The organism is Alkalibacterium putridalgicola (assembly GCF_900109825.1).
In the GTDB taxonomy this organism is placed as follows: Bacteria; Bacillota; Bacilli; order Lactobacillales; family Carnobacteriaceae_A; genus Alkalibacterium; species Alkalibacterium putridalgicola.
In genome coordinates, this window is the sequence record NZ_FOBL01000043.1 from 1 (window position 1) to 18,519 (window position 18,519).

Annotated in this window: 20 protein-coding genes and 1 pseudogene; 17 read left to right on the forward strand and 4 right to left on the reverse strand. The window is 44.1% G+C overall.

Features of this window, described 5'->3' with window-relative positions; genetic code table 11:
* A partial coding sequence (locus BMX84_RS12650) for a hypothetical protein (RefSeq protein WP_091489746.1) occupies nucleotides 1-207 on the forward strand: 207 nt, incomplete at its 5' end.
* Between the two features lie 53 nt (nucleotides 208-260).
* Here the strand turns inward: BMX84_RS12650 and BMX84_RS11095 are convergent.
* Nucleotides 261-1,889: an ABC-F family ATP-binding cassette domain-containing protein gene (locus tag BMX84_RS11095; protein WP_091489748.1), complete on the reverse strand. Its 1,629-nt coding sequence runs from the start codon at nucleotides 1,887-1,889 to the stop codon at nucleotides 261-263.
* Between the two features lie 382 nt (nucleotides 1,890-2,271).
* Between BMX84_RS11095 and BMX84_RS11100 the strand changes: the two genes are divergently transcribed.
* Together BMX84_RS11100 and arsB are read left to right on the forward strand one after the other, a co-directional pair.
* Complete coding sequence (locus BMX84_RS11100) at nucleotides 2,272-3,933, forward strand: FAD-dependent oxidoreductase (RefSeq protein WP_091489750.1); 1,662 nt, start codon at nucleotides 2,272-2,274, stop codon at nucleotides 3,931-3,933.
* A 124-nt stretch (nucleotides 3,934-4,057) separates the two neighbouring features.
* On the forward strand, nucleotides 4,058-5,119 hold the full coding sequence (gene arsB / locus BMX84_RS11105; RefSeq protein WP_091489753.1) for an ACR3 family arsenite efflux transporter: 1,062 nt from the start codon (nucleotides 4,058-4,060) through the stop codon (nucleotides 5,117-5,119).
* 337 nt (nucleotides 5,120-5,456) lie between these two features.
* On the opposite strand, the gene BMX84_RS11110 is transcribed toward arsB, so the two are convergent.
* Nucleotides 5,457-5,909: a GNAT family N-acetyltransferase gene (locus tag BMX84_RS11110; RefSeq protein ID WP_091489756.1), complete on the reverse strand. Its 453-nt coding sequence runs from the start codon at nucleotides 5,907-5,909 to the stop codon at nucleotides 5,457-5,459.
* Nucleotides 5,910-6,202: 293 nt separating this feature from the next.
* Here BMX84_RS11110 and BMX84_RS11115 point away from each other — a divergent pair, with 293 nt between their 5' ends.
* The 11 genes from BMX84_RS11115 to BMX84_RS11165 all read left to right on the forward strand — a co-directional run bounded on the left by BMX84_RS11115 (nucleotide 6,203) and on the right by BMX84_RS11165 (nucleotide 15,382).
* The gene (locus tag BMX84_RS11115; protein ID WP_091489759.1) at nucleotides 6,203-6,550 is read left to right on the forward strand and encodes a hypothetical protein; all 348 of its coding nucleotides are present in this window, start codon (nucleotides 6,203-6,205) and stop codon (nucleotides 6,548-6,550) included.
* Nucleotides 6,551-6,590: 40 nt separating this feature from the next.
* Nucleotides 6,591-7,766: a cation:proton antiporter gene (locus BMX84_RS11120; protein WP_091489762.1), complete on the forward strand. Its 1,176-nt coding sequence runs from the start codon at nucleotides 6,591-6,593 to the stop codon at nucleotides 7,764-7,766.
* Nucleotides 7,767-8,082: 316 nt separating this feature from the next.
* The gene (gene rsmG, locus BMX84_RS11125) at nucleotides 8,083-8,802 is read left to right on the forward strand and encodes a 16S rRNA (guanine(527)-N(7))-methyltransferase RsmG (protein ID WP_091489765.1); all 720 of its coding nucleotides are present in this window, start codon (nucleotides 8,083-8,085) and stop codon (nucleotides 8,800-8,802) included.
* Between the two features lie 31 nt (nucleotides 8,803-8,833).
* Entirely contained in the window at nucleotides 8,834-9,598 is a 765-nt protein-coding gene (locus BMX84_RS11130) for a ParA family protein (RefSeq protein ID WP_091489768.1), read from the forward strand.
* Complete coding sequence (locus BMX84_RS11135) at nucleotides 9,588-10,469, forward strand: ParB/RepB/Spo0J family partition protein (RefSeq protein WP_091489770.1); 882 nt, start codon at nucleotides 9,588-9,590, stop codon at nucleotides 10,467-10,469. Before BMX84_RS11130 ends, BMX84_RS11135 begins: the two co-directional genes overlap by 11 nt.
* A gap of 19 nt (nucleotides 10,470-10,488) precedes the next feature.
* Nucleotides 10,489-10,674, forward strand: a complete 186-nt coding sequence (locus tag BMX84_RS11140; RefSeq protein WP_091489773.1) for a DUF951 domain-containing protein — start codon at nucleotides 10,489-10,491, stop codon at nucleotides 10,672-10,674.
* Nucleotides 10,675-10,707: 33 nt separating this feature from the next.
* Entirely contained in the window at nucleotides 10,708-11,808 is a 1,101-nt protein-coding gene (gene ychF / locus BMX84_RS11145) for a redox-regulated ATPase YchF (RefSeq protein ID WP_091489777.1), read from the forward strand.
* 21 nt (nucleotides 11,809-11,829) lie between these two features.
* On the forward strand, nucleotides 11,830-12,534 hold the full coding sequence (locus tag BMX84_RS11150) for a DUF1129 domain-containing protein (protein WP_091489779.1): 705 nt from the start codon (nucleotides 11,830-11,832) through the stop codon (nucleotides 12,532-12,534).
* A gap of 452 nt (nucleotides 12,535-12,986) precedes the next feature.
* A complete protein-coding gene (locus BMX84_RS11155) occupies nucleotides 12,987-13,253 on the forward strand; it encodes a hypothetical protein (RefSeq protein WP_091489782.1) in 267 nt (88 codons plus the stop codon).
* Nucleotides 13,250-14,629, forward strand: coding sequence for a Glu/Leu/Phe/Val family dehydrogenase (locus tag BMX84_RS11160; protein ID WP_091489784.1), 1,380 nt, complete (start codon nucleotides 13,250-13,252; stop codon nucleotides 14,627-14,629). The genes BMX84_RS11155 and BMX84_RS11160 overlap by 4 nt, the downstream gene beginning before the upstream one ends.
* 15 nt (nucleotides 14,630-14,644) lie before the next feature.
* Nucleotides 14,645-15,382: an NAD-dependent epimerase/dehydratase family protein gene (locus BMX84_RS11165; RefSeq protein WP_091489787.1), complete on the forward strand. Its 738-nt coding sequence runs from the start codon at nucleotides 14,645-14,647 to the stop codon at nucleotides 15,380-15,382.
* Here BMX84_RS11165 and BMX84_RS11170 read toward each other — a convergent pair.
* Both BMX84_RS11170 and BMX84_RS11175 read right to left on the reverse strand, forming a co-directional pair.
* Nucleotides 15,372-15,896, reverse strand: coding sequence for a methylated-DNA--[protein]-cysteine S-methyltransferase (locus BMX84_RS11170; protein ID WP_091489791.1), 525 nt, complete (start codon nucleotides 15,894-15,896; stop codon nucleotides 15,372-15,374). The genes BMX84_RS11165 and BMX84_RS11170 overlap by 11 nt on opposite strands.
* 69 nt (nucleotides 15,897-15,965) lie before the next feature.
* Entirely contained in the window at nucleotides 15,966-16,610 is a 645-nt protein-coding gene (locus BMX84_RS11175; protein ID WP_177165557.1) for a deoxynucleoside kinase, read from the reverse strand.
* Between the two features lie 136 nt (nucleotides 16,611-16,746).
* On the opposite strand from BMX84_RS11175, the gene BMX84_RS11180 reads away from it, so the two are divergent.
* From BMX84_RS11180 to BMX84_RS11190, 3 genes and pseudogenes are all read left to right on the forward strand, one after another.
* The gene (locus BMX84_RS11180) at nucleotides 16,747-17,391 is read left to right on the forward strand and encodes a class I SAM-dependent methyltransferase (protein ID WP_091489796.1); all 645 of its coding nucleotides are present in this window, start codon (nucleotides 16,747-16,749) and stop codon (nucleotides 17,389-17,391) included.
* Between the two features lie 298 nt (nucleotides 17,392-17,689).
* Nucleotides 17,690-18,112 (forward strand): cupin domain-containing protein, encoded by a 423-nt coding sequence (locus BMX84_RS11185; protein WP_091489799.1) that lies wholly within the window; start codon nucleotides 17,690-17,692, stop codon nucleotides 18,110-18,112.
* A 184-nt stretch (nucleotides 18,113-18,296) separates the two neighbouring features.
* Nucleotides 18,297-18,428: pseudogene (locus tag BMX84_RS11190) on the forward strand (transposase); the annotation flags it as partial.
* Nucleotides 18,429-18,519 lie beyond the last annotated feature (91 nt).

The window sequence follows — 18,519 nt, forward strand, 5'->3', positions numbered from 1 at the left end:
ATGTGCCCTTCAGGAAAGAAGTCAGCGCACGAAGGTCACAAAAGTGAGGTAAATGTGCCCTTCACAAAACAAGTCAGTGCACGAAGGACACAAAAGACGAAGATATCCGCCCTTCAAACAAAAAAACTTAAAGGAAGGGCGGATATCCACCTCACAAAAAAAATAAGGCAGTGGAAAGAAGCCCGCGGCTTCTTTCTTCCTCCCTGAAACAAAAAAGAACACTCACGACCGCGGTCGTGAGTGCTCATCATTTAAATAAGTTAGGCGTAAAGTGCCGCAACTTGTTCTTGTGCAGTTTTATTTTCCAGGAATTCGTCGTACGTGATTTCTGAACGGTCCACCACACCATTTGGTGAGATCTCGATAATGCGGTTAGCCAGCGTCTGTATGAACTGGTGGTCATGCGAACCGAATAAAATAGCGCCTTTGAAATCGATCAGGCCGTTATTCAATGCCGTAATGGATTCCAGATCCAAGTGGTTCGTCGGATCGTCAAGGACCAGTACGTTTGCTTTACTTAACATTAGTTTGGAAAGCATACAGCGGACTTTTTCGCCACCGGACAAGACAGAAACTTCTTTCATAACTTCTTCGCCGGAGAAGAGCATGCGTCCCAGGAAACTTCTCAGGAAGGTGTTGTCGTTCTCTTCTTTATTGACGACATATTGTCTCAACCAGTCCAGGATAGTTAAATCACTGTTTTCGAACTCGCTGTTCGTATCTTTCGGAAGATAAGCCTGTTTCGTTGTGATGCCCCATTGATACGTTCCAGTATCGGGTTCCATTTCGCCAGTAATGATTTTGAATAAAGTTGTGATCGCGACGTCACTCATACTGGTGAAAGCGACCTTGTCTTCACGTGACAGGGTAAAGGAAATGTTGCCCAGGACCTTTTTGCCGTCGATCGTTTTAGAAATGTTTTCAACGCGCAGAAGATCATTACCGATTTCACGTTCAGGCGAAAAACCGACGAACGGATAACGGCGTGACGACGGCTTGATATCATCCAGTGTGATCTTTTCAAGCATTTTCTTACGCGATGTTGCCTGCTTGGATTTAGACGCATTTGCGCTGAATCGGGCGATAAAGGCTTCGAGTTCTTTGATTTTTTCTTCTTTCTTGCTGTTCTGGTCTGCGGCCATTTTTGAAGCCAGCTGACTGGATTCCAGCCAGAAGTCGTAGTTACCGACGAACAGTCTGATCTGACCGAAGTCGACATCGACCATGTGCGTACAGACTTTATTCAAGAAGTGTCTGTCGTGGGAAACGACAATAACAGTATTTTCAAAGTTGATCAGGAAGTCTTCGAGCCAGGCGATCGAATGTGTGTCCAGGCCGTTTGTGGGCTCATCTAGTAGAAGGACGTCCGGTTTACCGAACAAGGCTTGAGCAAGCAAGACCTTAACGTGCTGTCCACCGGTCAGTTCGCTCATTTTCTGAGTATGCAAGTCTTCGGGGATGCCTAAGCCTTTAAGCAAAGTCATGGCTTCCGGTTCAGCTTCCCAGCCATTAAGCTCGGCGAATTCACCTTCAAGTTCAGCCACACGAATACCGTCTTCGTCAGAGAAGTCCGCTTTCATGTAGATATCATTTTTTTCTTTCATAACCTTGTACAAGCGCTCGTGACCCATGATAACGGTGTCCACGACAGTATATTCTTCATAATCGTAGTGGTTCTGTTTCAAAACGGCCATACGTGAATCCTTCGGCATAGACACGTCGCCTGAAGTTGGAGAGATCTCTCCGGATAATATTTTTAGAAAAGTTGATTTACCGGCACCGTTTGCCCCGATAACACCATAGCAATTGTCGTTTGCGAATTTTAAAGTGACATCTTCAAATAGTTTTTTGTCAGAAAAACGTAAGCTTACATCTGTTACTGTAATCATATTTAATAAAACCTCAATTCTTTCTGTGTAGTCCTGGTCTGTTTTTTTGCCATTATGTCTATTATACTTACTTTTACATAGATGTCAGGCTTTATGAGAATTTAATAACCACAATTTACCCGATTGTGACAGAATAGTGAAGTTGTAAAGGCATTCATGGGCTGAGAGGAGAAATATCAGGGTGAAAAAGGTAGAATGAGATTATCAGGTGCTCGTCTGGTTCAGCAGGAGCCGGTCAGCCTACCGATCAAGAATTCAAAGACCATTCGTTTCTGTTATACGAAATGTGGATTTGAAGTAGAAAAACTAGTAGTTTTTTGTTAAAAACATTGGTAAACTTATTATTAAATAGATAATTGTCTATGTATAGGAGGATCAACTTATGAAAATCGTAGTCATTGGATCGGTTGCAGCAGGGACATCGGTTGCTGCTAAAGCCAGACGCAACGATGAAACGGCCGAAATCGTCGTTTATGAAGAAGCGGAGGATATTTCCTATTCCGTGTGTGGGATGCCATACTTTTTAGGCGGAGAAGTGGATGAACTGGATACGCTCATCCCAAGAGATGCTGAATGGTTCAAGAAACGTTTTGAGATCGACATCCACACGAATCATCATGTCAAAGCCATTCACCCTCTGGCTAAAGAAATAGAAGTGTATGACAAAGTGAAAGGTGAAGGGACAAGAGAAACGTACGACAAACTGGTGCTGGCTACGGGGTCATATTCGCTTACTCCACCGCCATTTACTCTGGATACTTACGAGAACGTCTTTCATGTCAAGACGATGGATAACACGAAGGCTATCGATACTTATATGAAGAGTAACGAGGTTGAGCATGCGACGATCATCGGTTCCGGCTATATCGGACTCGAGATGGCCGAGCAGCTGACGAAAAAGGGATTGAAAGTGTCGATTGTAGAATTGGCCGACCAAATTTTCCCTCGCATCGATGCAGACATGGCCTATCATCTTGAAAAAGAATTACAAAACAACAATGTCGACCTTCATATAAACGATAAAGTCAAAACGATAAAAGGTGAGGGTAAAGTAGAAGCTGTCGGTACAGAAAACGGTGCAGCGATCGAAACGGATCTGGTCATCCTGGCCGTTGGTGTCAGACCCAACACGGTGCTGGCGACAGAGGCTGAAATCGAACTGGGCGAAACCGGTGCGGTCAAAGTAGATAACTACATGAAGACATCTGCAGAAGATGTTTATGCCGTTGGAGATGTGGCTGAAACTTTCCACAGAGTGACCGGTCAGCCCATATACCATCCGCTTGGCTCCACCGCGAACAAGATGGGACGTATCGTGGGCGATCACCTGACTGGCGGACCGCTTGAATTTAAAGGGACACTGGGTACAGGGATCTTCCGCCTGTTCGATCTGACAGTCGCTTTTACCGGCTTTTCTGAAAAAGAAGCAGCCGCTGCCGGCTTCGATCCGGTGGTCGTCCATAATATCAAACCGGCGCATGCCAAGTATGTCGGCGGGAAGGAACTGACGATCAAAGGGGTGGCGGACAGGGAAACCGGCCGCTTCCTGGGGGCTCAGATCGTAGGTCCGGAAGGCGTGGACAAGCGCATCGATGTGTTTGCGACGGCCATTACCTTTAAAGCCACAGCCGAGGACTTGTTCCATCTGGATCTGGCCTATGCACCGCCTTACAGCACGACCAAGGATCCGGTGATGTATACAGGCATGGTCCTGGAAAATGCACGCAAGAATCTGCCGGTCGTTACGCCGAAAGAATTGGTGAGGCTCCAGGATAAAGACGTTCCACTGCAGATTATCGATGTGCGCTCACCTAAGCAGTACGAGAAGAACCATGTGAAAAACGCCGTCAACATTCCGATGCTGGATCTGCGCAAAGGGGTTGCGGACTTGGATCATTCGGTCAAAACGGTCGTCTACTGCAACAAAGGCGTCACCAGCAACACCGCTCAGAATCTGCTCTTGAACATCGGCTTTTTAGATGCGAATGTTTTATCTGGCGGCAACACAAATTATCAGAATTATATTAAAAGTCAAAACAGATAAGCACTCAGTAACATAAAAAAAGGGCTGTTCAGCTCTTTTTTTATGTTCGGATTGACAAGCTTTGACGATTGCCGTAACTTATATATAGAAGATTATCTATGTATAGAAATTTGGAGGTAACGATATGAGTGAAACACAAAAAACAACATCCGCGATAAGTGTCTTTGAAAAATATCTGACGGTCTGGGTCCTGTTATGTATGGGGATCGGGATCCTGATCGGCCAGTTCCTGCCGGTCATTCCTGACACATTGAGTCGTTATGAATACTATCAGGTCTCTGTTCCAACGGCTGTACTGATCTGGATCATGATTTTTCCCATGATGCTGAAGGTCGACTTCTCAAGCGTCGTTGGGGTCACGAAAAAACCAGTCGGCTTATTTTTAACTACTTTTGTTAACTGGGCGGTCAAACCATTTATGATGTTCGCCATTGCTTCTTTGTTCTTCTTGTTTATTTTTGATGGACTGATTGCCAATGAACTGGCGCGCGAATATATAGCCGGTGCAGTGATTTTAGGAGCTGCCCCGTGTACGGCCATGGTGTTCGTCTGGAGCAAGCTGACCAACGGGGATCCCGCGTACACACTGGTTCAGGTCTCAGTGAACGACATCATCGTCATCGTCCTGTTCGCGCCGATCGTGGCTCTGCTGCTCGGCGTCGGAAACGTGGCCGTCCCATGGAACACACTGATCCTGTCAACGGTCCTGTTCATTGTCGTACCACTCGTGCTGGCTATTATCACGCGAAAAGTGATCGTCAGTCGAAAAGGGCAGCACTACTTTGAACACAACTTTATCAGCAAGTTTGATCGCGTCACCATGGCCGGACTTCTGCTCACACTGATCATCATCTTTTCATTCCAGGGTGAACGGATCGTAGAGAACCCGCTGCATATCCTGCTGATCGCTATTCCGCTGACCCTTCAGACCTTCCTGATTTTCGGGATAACCTATTCCGGAGCGTATGCCTGTAAGCTGCCATTCAATATTGCCGCACCGTCAGCCATGATCGGTGCCAGCAATTTCTTTGAACTGGCCGTAGCGGTATCCATTTCACTGTTCGGTTTGAATTCCGGGGCAACTTTGGCCACCGTGGTTGGTGTGCTGGTCGAAGTACCTGTCATGCTGCTGCTGGTGAAAATAGCCAACAGCACTAAAGATAAATTCAATTTTGTAAAAGACTAATATGAAGTGATTTAAAGAAGAAAAAGCCGGGGCGAGTACCCCGGCTTTTTTTAACCTTTTAAAGAACAAAACGTCTTTATCTGAAAACGTCTGATTCATTTATCAGATTGCAACATATTCAAAAAGCTGTTCCGTATCTCTACTGACAACTGCAGTTTTCGTTTTTGATACTTCGCTTCGTCAGCTTAGTTCACCTAAAAAGTAGAGGCTGTAAAAATCAGATAGGACATCGTACTGCAGCCTACTTGTTCACTTACTTCATTTGATTATGATTTTCAGCAAAAAGATACCCCAAAAGGTTTAGAACCTTCCAGGGTATCTTTTTAATTTATAGCGATCAATGTTGTAAAGCTGGCACTTTTTTCTCTAACTCCATATCGTAATGACCGATATCATAGTCATAGTAAAGGTCAGATGTTGTTTTAAAACCGAATCTCTCATAAAAATCCTTGAGATACGATTCAGCTTGAATAACGACTTCGCTGTTTGGATAATGACAATTGACATAGTCAAGTGCTGTCTTGATAAGTTCTTTGCCGTGTCCTTCATTTCTGAATTCACCAGGAACTAACACACGTCCGATTTTTATTCTTCGCTCATCTTTATAAATACGGGCATAAGCTTTGATTGAATCTTTATGTCTCTTAATGAGATGTATCGCTCTCAGATCGATATCATCAACTTCTTGATAGGCACAGCCCTGTTCTACGACAAAAATTTTTGTACGCTCTTTTATTATCTGATGAAAATCTTGTGCACTCAATTCCTGAAAGTGTTTGTACTGCCACATAGCTGTGTTTCAATCCCCTTTTTAAAACGTATTTTTTTCCACTTATTTTTCTTATTTACAACCCACACCCACAGTATACATAAAATAAATAATAGTACAACTCCAAACATAAGATTTTAGCTGAGAAAGCAGCGATCGCTTTATTCTAAAGGCCAAAAATGTGACAGAATTATCAAATATTGATGCGTTCTAAAATGTTATAAAATTATCGAGAGCTGTAACCCCTTTCCAACCTTGATAAATTAATTGTTAAGAGTATGATTGTATATAGAAGAATGAAGGGGAGTGTAAAAATGAAAAATAAAGTATTGTTCATGGTTGTATTAAACGAAACGGAACTGCTGGATGATCTTCTGCTGAAATTCAATGATGAAGTAGGGCAGGCTGCCACAGTGATCGATTCTGTAGGGATGGCACAGCATTTGTCCCAGCTGGATGAAACGAAGATATTCTCTACCATCAAACCACTGATAATATCGAATCATACTGAAAATAAAACAATTTATAGTGTGATTCCAGAAGAAGATTTGGATCTTGCTCGTCAGACTGTTAAAGATGTCTTAAGAAATATTGGCAAACCTGATACAGGTATCATGTTTGCTGTTCCTGTCTTATTTCAGGAAGGCATTAGAGAAAAATAGAATACACAAGATTTTAAAATTAGAAAAGAAGGTTGTAAAGTTGGAATTATCGATTGTTTTTTATATTGCCATTGTCCTTATTATTGGGTTAGTTTTCGGACAGTTAGCTGCTTTTGTGAAATTACCAAGTGTGACTGGCTATTTGGTGGGCGGACTCATTGTAGGACCATCCGTACTCAATGGATTAACACCAGAAGTTCTTGAAAGTCTTGATATCGTTGAAGAGGTAGCCTTAGCATTTATTGCATTCACTGTAGGCTTGTCCTTTAAAAGAAGTTACTTTAAACGCGTAGGCATTGGCCCTGTTATCATTGCTTTATGCGAGTCTGTTGCAGCTGTACTGATCGTCATCGGTGGCTTATTACTGATTGGTGTGGATCTTGCATTTGCAATTATACTGGGGGCTATTGCGGCTGCTACAGATCCAGCTTCTACTATTATGGTTATAAAAGAATTTAAAGCAAAAGGACCTGTAACTGAAACACTAATGAGTGTGGTTGCTTTAGATGATGCTATGGCCTTGATTCTATTCGGTTTTGCGTCTGCTATAGCAAGAATGCTAGTACAGACACAAGGAGAGCTTTCCTTAATTTCATCTATTTTAAGTCCATTTATAGATATATTTTTCGCGGTACTGATCGGTGCGGTTTTAGGTTTTCTAATGAAATGGCCATTGAAATTTTTCCAGACGAGCAGTAATCGTTTAGTTGTTTTAATTTCCTTTGTATTTCTAGCAAGCGGAATATCGGTTTACTTTGGCGTTTCTGAATTATTAACGATTATGGTGATGGGAGCGGTACTGACTAATATTTCATTGGCGGCTACAAAAATGAACGATTTAGCTGATCGTATTACAACACCAATATATGTAATGTTTTTTGTCGTATCTGGTGCTGGCTTAGATGTGTCAGTTATTCCTACTGTCGGGTTTGTTGGTTTAGTCTATATCATTTTAAGAGTTGTCGGAAAAATTGCAGGAGCTTATTTAGGTGCTGATTTAGCTCATACTCCAAAAACGGTCAGTCGTTATCTGGGTATGACTCTTATCCCGCAGGCGGGTGTAGCTATTGGACTTACAGCAATTGCTGAATCTATCGTTCCGATGTATGCGGCGCAAATAAAAGTTGTTGTATTATGCTCAACGCTCATTTATGCACTGATTGGACCGCTTACCACAAAAATGGCTCTTACCAAAGCTGGAGAGATTCCTTCATAAAAAGGAAGAGTGAAGTTTTGTAAAATATAATGTGCGTTTCAACATTCGAATAAGAATGCTGGAACGCTTTTTTACATCATGCATTTCTCTCATACGTAGTAGTGATCTATGACAATCGCATGGCGTGCCTTACTCTTTTTGATCCTTTTTCAAAGAGTTAAAAGCGACGCGATGATAAAGAAAAGGACTACCGGTAAAACTGATAAAAATCTCTTTAAACCATTGTATTTATGAGCTGTTTGGTATAAAGTGAAGAGAGTGATTTTGTGAAACAATCAAGTGTTTCACGACTGATAATAGAAAGGATTTTTGAAGAATGACTCCAGAAGAATTTCAGTCAGAACTTAAAAAAAGAGACATTCCGATAACAGAAGCCAAGATGAACCAGTTTGAACGGTACCTGGAACTTCTGCAGGAATGGAATGAAAAAATCAATTTGACCGCAATCACCCAACGAGAAGAAGTATACTTAAAACACTTTTATGATTCACTGACAGCAGGTTTATATGTAGATTTTAGCAAAGGGGTCCACAGTCTATGCGATGTAGGCTCAGGTGCTGGGTTTCCTAGTATCCCCCTTAAAATCATCTACCCGGATCTTCAGATAACGATCGTTGATTCACTTAAAAAACGCATCACCTTTCTTGAAGAGATCGTTAAGGAGCTGGGGCTGAGTGGCGTATCACTCTACCACGACCGCGCGGAAACGTTCGGACAGAACAAGCAGTTCAGAGCCTCCTTTGATTTCGTGACGGCCCGTGCCGTGGCACGCATGAGTGTTTTAGCTGAACTCTGCCTGCCGCTCCTGAAAAAACAGGGCACATTTATCGCGATGAAAGCTGCGCATGCGCCGGCCGAACTGGATGAAGGGCTGGCTGCTATCGGTATCCTCGGTGGCAAGTTCAGAGAGGCCCATTCATTCGAGCTGCCGGAAGATGCAGGTGAACGCACGATTATTTTAATAGACAAGAAAAAAGAGACACCGAACAAATATCCGAGACGACCAGGGACTCCCAATAAGAGTCCATTAGCATAAACAGACAGATGAGAAAGTTTGGAGGAATACCATGGCACAGATTATAGCCGTCGCAAACCAAAAAGGTGGCGTAGGAAAAACAACCACTACGGTCAATCTTGGCGCATCTTTAGCCTACAACGGGAAGAAAGTATTGTTGATAGATATGGATGCCCAGGGGAATGCAACCAGTGGTCTAGGCATAAAAAAAGGCGAAGTGGATCGGGATATCTACGATGTGCTGATCAATGAAGAACCGCTTAAAGACGTTGTGCTGGCATCGAGCCGGGACAATCTCAGTATCGTGCCTGCAACGATCCAGCTGGCCGGTGCAGAGGTTGAACTGACCAGTCTGATGGCTCGGGAAACACGCCTGAAGAGCGCTGTTGAAACTCTGGAAGCAGACTATGATTATATTCTGATCGACTGTCCACCTTCTTTGGGTCACTTGACGATCAATGCCTTCACCGCCAGTGACTCAGTGCTCATCCCCGTTCAGTGCGAATATTACGCTCTGGAAGGGTTGAGCCAGCTCTTGAACACCGTCCGACTCGTACAGAAACACTTCAACAAGGACCTGAAAGTGGAGGGCGTTTTGTTGACCATGCTTGACGCCCGTACGAACCTTGGATTCGAAGTGGTGAATGAAGTGAAGAAATATTTCCGCGAAAAAGTGTATACCACGATCATTCCAAGAAATATCCGGTTATCCGAAGCGCCCAGTTATGGCCTGTCGATTATCGACTACGACATCAGGTCCAAGGGCGCAGAAGTCTATCAAGAATTAGCGAAGGAAGTGATGGGTAGTGGCGAATAAGAAAAAAGGATTAGGCCGAGGCATTGATGCCTTATTTGATGTGCCTAATTTTGAAGAAGAAGTCGACCGTAACGACGAACGCGTGCAGCTCATCGAACTAGCTGAGATCCGTCCCAATCCTTACCAGCCCAGACGTCATTTTGATGAAGACGCTTTGAAGGAACTGGCTGCTTCCATAAACATATCCGGCGTTTTGCAGCCGATCATTTTGCGTGAATCTTCCGTTAAAGGCTATGAGATCATTGCCGGGGAAAGACGATTCAGAGCCTCTAAAATCGCGGGTAAAGACAAGATCCCGGCCATCGTGAGAGAACTGAATGAAGAAGTGATGATGCAGGTGGCTATTTTAGAAAACCTGCAGCGTGAAGACCTGACGTCCCTAGAAGAAGCTGAAGCTTATAACATGATGATGGACAAGTTATCCATGACACAGGAAAAGGTCGCTGAGAAACTGGGCAAAAGCCGTTCCTATATCGCCAACCATCTGCGTCTGCTGTCTTTACCTGAAGAAGTGAAGCAGCTCGTCCAGGAAGGCAAACTGTCCAATGGTCAGGCCCGTACACTTTTGGGACTGAAAGACAAATCAAAGATCAAGAAGCTGGCCAAACGTGCAGTGAAAGAAAAATTGACGGTGAGACAGCTTGAACATCTCGTATCTGAAGCGAACCAGAATCCGAAAGACAAGCCCCAGAAACCGCTGACTGCAGACAAATCTGTGTATATCAGAAAATCAGAAGAGCTGCTGACCGACAAATTCGGGACAAGTGTCGTGATCCGCGAAAAAGGCGAACAGGGTAAGATCGAGATCGAGTATGTATCGCCTGACGACCTGAACCGTATCCTCGAAGAACTGGATATCGATTTAAATTAAAGACTGGGAGGGTAATGAAATGGAGAGATCCTATGATTTACACGATGTCGTGGAGATGAAAAAACCGCATCCCTGCGGCGTGAACCGCTGGGAGATCATTCGCATGGGCGCAGATATTCGTATTAAATGTACAGGATGCGGCCATTTAGTCATGATGCCCAGACGTGAATTCGACCGCAAGATGAAGAAAGTCTTGAAAGACTAATTATTTTATAGAAAGTGAAAGGTGACTATATTTATGCCTTTAACAGCAGGAATTGTTGGGTTACCCAACGTAGGAAAATCAACACTATTCAACGCGATAACAAAAGCTGGAGCAGAAGCAGCGAACTATCCTTTTGCCACGATCGACCCCAATGTCGGGATCGTCGAAGTGCCGGATGATCGCTTAGACCGTCTGGCTGAACTGGTAGATCCCGATAAAGTCGTTCCGACGACCTTTGAATTCACCGATATCGCCGGCATCGTCAAAGGCGCCAGCAAGGGTGAAGGGCTAGGGAACAAATTCCTGGCCAATATCCGTGAAGTGGATGCCATCTGTCACGTCGTGCGCTGTTTCGAAGATGAAAACATCACACACGTTTCAGGTCAGGTCAATCCGGCTGAAGATATCGAAACGATCAACCTTGAACTGGCTTTAGCAGATCTGGAATCTGTAGACAAGCGTTATGAAAAAGTAAGAAAACAGGCGAAATCCAAAGATCAGGAAGCTGTCGCAATGCTTTCTGTTCTGGATAAGATCAAACCGGTCCTTGAAGAAGGCAAACCCGTCCGTGTGCTGGACTTTACCGATGAAGAACTGCCGATCCTGCGTTCTTTATTCTTACTGACAAGCAAACCCGTCCTTTACGTGGCTAACGTTGCGGAAGAAGAGATCGCTGATCCGGAAAGCAACAAACATCTGCAGACGGTCCGCGAGATCGCCGCAGAAGAAGGCGCCGAAGTGGTCGCTATCTCAGCCGCTATCGAAGAAGAAATCGCCGAACTGGACGACGAAGAAAAAGAAATGTTCCTTGAAGACTTGGGAGTTAGTGAACCGGGCTTGAACAAGCTGATCCGTAAATCTTACGATCTGTTAGGCCTGGCGACCTTCTTTACCGCCGGTGTTAAAGAAGTCAGAGCCTGGACCTTTAAAAAAGGCATGAAAGCTCCGCAGACTGCCGGTGTCATCCATAGTGACTTCGAACGCGGATTTATCCGTGCCGAAACCATTTCTTATGAAGACTATGACCGCTTGGGCAGTGAAAAAGCTGCGCGTGAAGCTGGAAAACTTCGAGCAGAAGGTAAAGACTATGTCGTCAAAGACGGCGATGTCATCCTGTTCCGTTTCAATGTGTAGATAAAGGAGATTGACTGAAATATGGCTAAAAAGAATACGTCGAATGAACAAGAAAGTCAGATCGATTACGCGGCAAAAGAAAAAGAGAATGCGGCACTTTTCGACCAGCTGACGAACAAGAACCAGGAATACATGATCAAACTGAACCGCCGACTTGACGATGCGAATATGTCAGAAGAGCGCAAAACGATCATTTTTAACGACATGCTGAAAAACATCGTGGCTGAACAAGCTAACCACGTCACGGCGAGAAGCATCTACGGGACAGTGACTGATCAGGCCCGCTACCTTATTGAAGGCAAACGCGGTGTGGTCCAAGAACCTGTGGAACGCTCAGAATCATGGAAGCTATGGCTGGACGGTGCGTTACTTTTAGGAGGAATGTTCGCTGTGATCACAGGAATCTCGTACTTTACTGGGAACGAAGAAGCCGGTTTAGGCTTACTGACACTGATCCTCAACTTTATTTTAGGTGGGTTCGCGGTCATGATCATCACGAAATACGCTCCACGACCGGGTGTCAAAGGCGGTTTCCTGAAATATGTTCTGGCGACGACTTTAACGATGGTCGTCTGGATCATGCTGATGGCCTTCGGTACGGCACTGATCCCGGCTGCACTGAATCCGGTGATCCCAGGACCTTATACGCTGGCCATCGGTTTAGTAGCATTCCTGGCTAAATGGTACCTGAAGAAAAAACTCGACATCAAAGGCACACTAATATAATATTCGGAACGAGGCTGGGAAAAACTAACAGCCTCGTTTCTTTTTTTACAGAAAAAATTTCTGATGAGTGATTGCATGGATCGCAGTCTCTTCCTGAAAAATCACAGTGTTACTTGGTAGCTTAACTGCTATCGCGACCACTTCCTTGGGAATGATCGCATAAACTGGTTGCTAAACGGCTATTGCGACTACTTCCTTGGGAATTACCGCATAAACTGGTCGTTAAACCGTTATTGCGACCACTTCCTGTGAAATGATCGTATAAACTGGTCGCTAAACCGTTATTGCGACAAGTTCCTGGGTAATTATCGTATAAACTGGTCGCTAAACGGCTATTGCGACAAGTTCCTGGGGAATTACCGCATTTACTGGTCGCTAAACCCTTATTGCGACCAGTTCCTGAGGAATTAGTAAGTTAACTAGTCTCAATACGGTTAGAAATTCACTTTCACTTGAATGATCATTGGAAAAAGAGAGATGAGAGGGTAAGCCTGGCGATTTACTTACATGCTCAGATAGGAAAAGCTGCCGGAGCTGGTAGTGGCTCATCCAGCATCGATCATTCTAAGCGAATACGAGTGATGCTGGAAGATAAAAAGGGCGTGATTTCGCTGATTTTGTCATTTTCGACTATTATTCGCATTTCCCCCATTCATTATGATACAATGGTAAGGGATAAATTAGAAAGCTCTCATTTCAAAACGGAGGAATTTATATGACAAAGAACACGACCACGCAACTGATTCAAGAGGTTGTCGATTATTTAATTGAAACAGATACGAATGAACTCTCAAACTGGGGAGAAAATAGAACGGAATGGTTGAAACAAGGGGGAGAACAACTCAAAGGCATCGATAAAGTCATTGCCGGCGATTTGCGTATAAAAAAAGATGACGGAAGCATCGGGACATATCAGGCTTTCCGAGTCCAGCATAACAATGCCTGCGGGTACTATAAAGGCGGGATCCGATTCAGTACTGGGGTGAATCAAGATGAAGTCCAGACACTGGCTATGCTGATGACCCTGAAAAATTCCCTGCATGACCTGCCATACGGTGGCGGCAAGGGTGGCGTGCATATCGACGTCAGAAAGCATTCCAAACGGGAACTGAAAGAAGTCAGTCAGGCCTTTGTATCCATGGTTAAAAATGATATCGGTCCGTATCGTGACATTCCGGCACCGGATGTCGGTTCAGGCCCAGAGCTGATGGACTGGATGACTCAAGCTTATAAAGAGCTGCATCCAAATCAGCCTTTCATCAACACATTCACCGGTAAAAGCATCAAAAACGGCGGAACTAAAGGCCGAGGTGAATCAACGGGGATCGGAACCTTCCTGAGTTACTACTACTTGGTGGATGCTGTCTTGAACGGTTCTCTTGATGTGAACGACAAGCATGCCGACAAAAAAGACATGATCAAGGCGATCGGCGAAAAAGATGATGTGAAGATAGCTGTTCAGGGATTTGGGAACTTGAGCCGTGCCGCAGCCATTGCAGCTCAAAATGCTGAACGAAAGCATACAGTCATCGCTGTGTCTGACAGCCGTTCAACAGTCTACAATGAAAACGGAGTGGATGCAGAAAAACTGGCGCCGTTCAAAGAAGAAAATGACCGTCTGCCGAATGCGGATGAACTAAAAGAAATGGGACTGGAAGGCGACGTTCTGGATCCTATGGACATATTGACGCTGGACTGTGATGTGCTGATCCTGGGAGCGATCGAAGATCAGATAACAGGAGAGAATCAGGCTGATATCAAGGCAGACATCCTTGTTGAAGGAGCCAACGGACCGGTCACAAGTGAAGCGGACCAGTATCTGACCGAGCAGGGTAAAGTGATTATTCCGGATATCCTGGCAAATGCCGGAGGAGTAACTGTTTCTTATCTGGAATGGATCCAGGGATTCACCAATGAAGTGAAAGAAAAAGAAGTCATCCTTGAAGACATGAGTAAGCGTATGAAAAAGGTGAGCGAGCGTGTTTATGGCTCTTACTTCTCATCAGAACATGACGAATCATTACGTTTCTTATGCTTCAAGTTGGCAGTTGTACGTGTGATCGATGCGATGAAACGCTCAGGCAAGATAATATAAGCAGAGGTGAATACGATGCAGCAGAAGCTCGTTATCACAGGGGCTGCCGGACGTATCGGGTCCAGCCTCGCTGAAGGGTTCAAAGAGAGTGGGCATCTGGTTTTAGCAGACAAGGATATGGATAAACTGGATGAATTAAAAGGTGAGAACAGAACGCTGTTCGAACTGGACATTCTGGATAAAGCGTCCTGTCTTGAGGTATGTAAAGGAGCGGATGCTGTGATCCATCTGGCGGCTAATCCGTCTCCGTCCTCAACATTTGATGAAGTAAAAAGCATCAATATGGACGGGACCTATAATATGATGTCTGCAGCACATGAACAGGGGTGCCGCCGTTTTATCTTTGCCAGCAGTATCCATGCTGTGAAAGGCTATCTGAAAGACGAACAGGTGAAAACGACAAGCCCCGTGCGTCCGCTCGACTTTTATGGGGTCAGTAAAGTCTTTGGAGAAGCACTGGGGAATTACTATGGCTATCAGACGGATATGGAAGTCATCGCCATTCGTATCGGCGGCTTCCGATCGCTGGAACACTTGAAGGCGCAGGAGAAAGAACCTGAACCCTATCAGCGCTCGAGTTACATCAGCGAACGGGACATGGTCCAGCTAATCAAGCGCTGCGTCGAAACTGACCTTGAACGTCCTTTTGAGATCGTCCACGGCGTGTCGGATAATCAGTTTAAATTTCTGGATCTGTCTGATACCAGAGAAAAAGTTGGTTATCAGCCACAGGATAACGGCTTTACTTTTTAACTCGGTCCCCCTTTTCCAGAGCAAGCAGGTGTTCTTTCATCTGAAGACCGCCGCGAAAGGCTTTGGGCTTGGATGCCTTCGGGACGACTCTGTGACAGGGATAGACGATCAGGAGTGGATTGGATGCCAGAGCCGTTCCAACTGCTCTGGCCGCTTTTTTGGAGTATCCATTGGAAGCGGCCAGTTCGCCATAAGTTAATGTTTCACCGTATGGGATGGCTCTTAAGCTGTCCCATACTTTTTTCTGGAAGTCAGTACCGCTAAGAAAAATGGTGTCAAATGTGAAAGCCTGTGTTTTACCGGTTAAATAAGCAATGAATTCAGCTCGAAAAGGGTCCAATGCGGAATTGTCTTCTCTGAGCTCAGTTTCAGGAAAATGTACAGCGACCCAGTCAGTCATTTCTTTAAATGAGGCGGGACTGGAACCGACAAAGCAGAGCCCTGTGTCTGTACCTAAGATATAGAAGGACCAGTCGTCCTGTTCGATCAGTGAATAAGTGAAAGTCTGAATCATTATCACGCACTCCTTGTCTTAAATAGTAAGAAAAAAAGCTTCCCGCTGATCGGAGAAGCTTTTTTTCGTTTATACGTGCTGCTGTTGTTTTTTCAATGCCTCTTTGACTTTATTCATGACCAGAGCTTTATCGCCTTCACGCTCAAGGTTGATTTCATCGATATCGATGATCAGAGTCGGGCTCTTGTCGTAGTCAGCAAACCAGTCGTCATAACGACCGTGCAGACGTTTGTAATAATTCATCAGTTCAGGGTTGCCCTCGACCTGTTCAAAAGATCGACCGCGTTTCTTGATGCGTTCCAGGTGGGTGTCTAAAGAACCTCTAAGATAAATGAGTAGATCCGGACCTTTTTTAGGCATGCCGTCTATTTCTTCCATCATATTATCCAGCAAGTCAGTATATAAAGTCATCTCCGCTTCACTCATGTTTCCCTGTTCATAGTTGATGCGTGTAAACAAAGCATCTTCATAAATCGATCGGTCCAAGACGTTATGTCTATGTACCAATGCTTCTTTGATACTTCTGAAACGTGTATTCAAGAAGAATATTTGTAGAGAAAACGCCCAGCGTCTTGGGTCATCGTAAAATTTTTCTAAAATCGAGTTATCATCGACATGTTCATAAAAAGCTTTGCTATTGAGTTCTTCTGAGATCAAAGTGGTATACGTACTCTTTCCGGCTCCGATCATTCCTGCTAATACAATCACAGACATTGTATCTCCTTCCAAATCATAAAAGTTTTTCGTCTATATTATCATACCATAACTGGCAGATAATATAGACGAAAATAAGAAAGTTTCACAAAAATGTGATAGGATTAAAACGTGAATAATAGAAAGGATTGTTAACATGCAATGCAGAATATGTCAGCACGATACAAAGAGATTGGAACACCCAAGTAACGGGCAGGTCTTTCATGAATGCGTGAACTGCCATTTCATATCCAAGGATCCCGAATTTTACTTAACCTCAGAAAAGGAATTCAAACAGTATGAACAGCATGAGAATTCCATAGAAGATCCCCGCTATGTGGCTTTCTTCGAGAAGTTCCTGCAGGCCGCAGTTTTCCCCTTTGTGAATGAAGGAAGAAATGCGCTCGATTTTGGAAGTGGTCCAAGTCCGGTCCTTGCTCAATTACTGGAACGGGATTATGATTACGATGTGACGATTTATGATCTGTTTTACGAACCGGAAACGGTCTATCAGAATCAGACCTATGATTTGATCACGTCCACAGAAGTGATGGAGCACATCCCTGATCCGCTTGAAACGTTTAGAGAACTGAAGACATTGATGAAGGCGGACACTGTCTTAGCCGTCATGACGCTTTTTCATCCAAAAGACATAAATGAATTATGGGGCTGGCATTATATCCGGGACTTCACTCACATCTCCTTCTTTACTCCCGAAGCTATGCAGATCGTGGCGGATACAGTGGGGTTCGAACTGGTCTACTGTGATGATTACCGGTATACGACGTTTAAGTTGAAGTAAGCGGTTGGTCAGGACTTATCTATAATCATTCTAAATAGTTTAGAAAGATATTAAATAATTGATTTAAATCAATTATTATCCCCCTTTGGTAAGCGTATACTTAGGATATAAGTAAGTAAGTGCATCAGATGAAAGTAATAGTATTGTATTGATTACAATATGGACGATAAAGGAATAACTCGTGTTTTCCTCTTGGTTAAGCTGTTTTTAAAAGGGCGAGCGTATCGTTTGAAAAAATATTCTGATGTGTTACTATAACATTATAACGATTATAAATTACAAGGAGGAAAAGAAAAAGATGGAAATAGATTACAAAGACCACGGCAAGAAGCCGTATATTATTGATATAGAAGAGGCTACATTGGGTAATGACAATTACCGTACGACGATCTGGACAGGTGAAAAACTTCAGACGACCGTCATGGCTATCAAACCTGGCGACGATATCGGCCTGGAAGTTCATCACGGCATCGATCAGTTCATCCGTATCGAAGAGGGTGAAGGGGTATGCAAGATGGGGCCTTCAGAAGACGACTTGAATGTTGAAGAAAAAGTTAGCGATGACGATGTCGTATTCGTACCTGCCGATATGTGGCACAATATCGAAAATACTGGTGACAAACCGCTTAAATTATACACGATTTATGCAGGTCCTGACCATCTTCCAGGAACCGTTCACCCAACACATGAAGATGCAGAAAACGATCCAAACGAAGACTAATTTCTAATTGTAAAGCCTGGCGAAGCGGTGATGCTTCGCCAGGCTTTTTTATGTACTTTGAAAACCCCCGGCTATGCCGGGGGTTCAGGATAGCTTTCAGCGTGGGTTCAAAAAAAGCCTCACTTCATGATAAGATAAAGTTGGTTTCCCGACCACTTACTCAAATCATTGAAGGAGGCGTCCAATGAAGGACAAGAACAGTTTAGCACATTCACAGTGGAGATGTAAGTATCACATCGTTTTCGCACCAAAGTACAGAAGACAGATAATATATGGCAAGTATAAACAAAGTATCGGAGAAATTATCCGAGAACTTTGATGTTAGTATGAAATCCTGGACACGTTTTGATAGAATATAAACTATCGAAAAGGAGTGTCTATCGATGTCAAACCGAAGAACCTATGAT

Coding starts and splice junctions, on each gene's coding strand:
- BMX84_RS11140 (WP_091489773.1), top strand. CDS start 10,489: ATGGAGAGATCCTATGATTTACACGATGTCGTGGAGATGAAAAAACCG.
- BMX84_RS11130 (WP_091489768.1), top strand. CDS start 8,834: ATGGCACAGATTATAGCCGTCGCAAACCAAAAAGGTGGCGTAGGAAAA.
- BMX84_RS11175 (WP_177165557.1), bottom strand. CDS start 16,610: ATGTCTGTGATTGTATTAGCAGGAATGATCGGAGCCGGAAAGAGTACG.
- BMX84_RS11110 (WP_091489756.1), bottom strand. CDS start 5,909: ATGTGGCAGTACAAACACTTTCAGGAATTGAGTGCACAAGATTTTCAT.
- arsB (WP_091489753.1), top strand. CDS start 4,058: ATGAGTGAAACACAAAAAACAACATCCGCGATAAGTGTCTTTGAAAAA.
- BMX84_RS11165 (WP_091489787.1), top strand. CDS start 14,645: ATGCAGCAGAAGCTCGTTATCACAGGGGCTGCCGGACGTATCGGGTCC.
- ychF (WP_091489777.1), top strand. CDS start 10,708: ATGCCTTTAACAGCAGGAATTGTTGGGTTACCCAACGTAGGAAAATCA.
- rsmG (WP_091489765.1), top strand. CDS start 8,083: ATGACTCCAGAAGAATTTCAGTCAGAACTTAAAAAAAGAGACATTCCG.
- BMX84_RS11115 (WP_091489759.1), top strand. CDS start 6,203: ATGAAAAATAAAGTATTGTTCATGGTTGTATTAAACGAAACGGAACTG.
- BMX84_RS11095 (WP_091489748.1), bottom strand. CDS start 1,889: ATGATTACAGTAACAGATGTAAGCTTACGTTTTTCTGACAAAAAACTA.
- BMX84_RS11100 (WP_091489750.1), top strand. CDS start 2,272: ATGAAAATCGTAGTCATTGGATCGGTTGCAGCAGGGACATCGGTTGCT.
- BMX84_RS11150 (WP_091489779.1), top strand. CDS start 11,830: ATGGCTAAAAAGAATACGTCGAATGAACAAGAAAGTCAGATCGATTAC.
- BMX84_RS11170 (WP_091489791.1), bottom strand. CDS start 15,896: ATGATTCAGACTTTCACTTATTCACTGATCGAACAGGACGACTGGTCC.
- BMX84_RS11160 (WP_091489784.1), top strand. CDS start 13,250: ATGACAAAGAACACGACCACGCAACTGATTCAAGAGGTTGTCGATTAT.
- BMX84_RS11185 (WP_091489799.1), top strand. CDS start 17,690: ATGGAAATAGATTACAAAGACCACGGCAAGAAGCCGTATATTATTGAT.
- BMX84_RS11180 (WP_091489796.1), top strand. CDS start 16,747: ATGCAATGCAGAATATGTCAGCACGATACAAAGAGATTGGAACACCCA.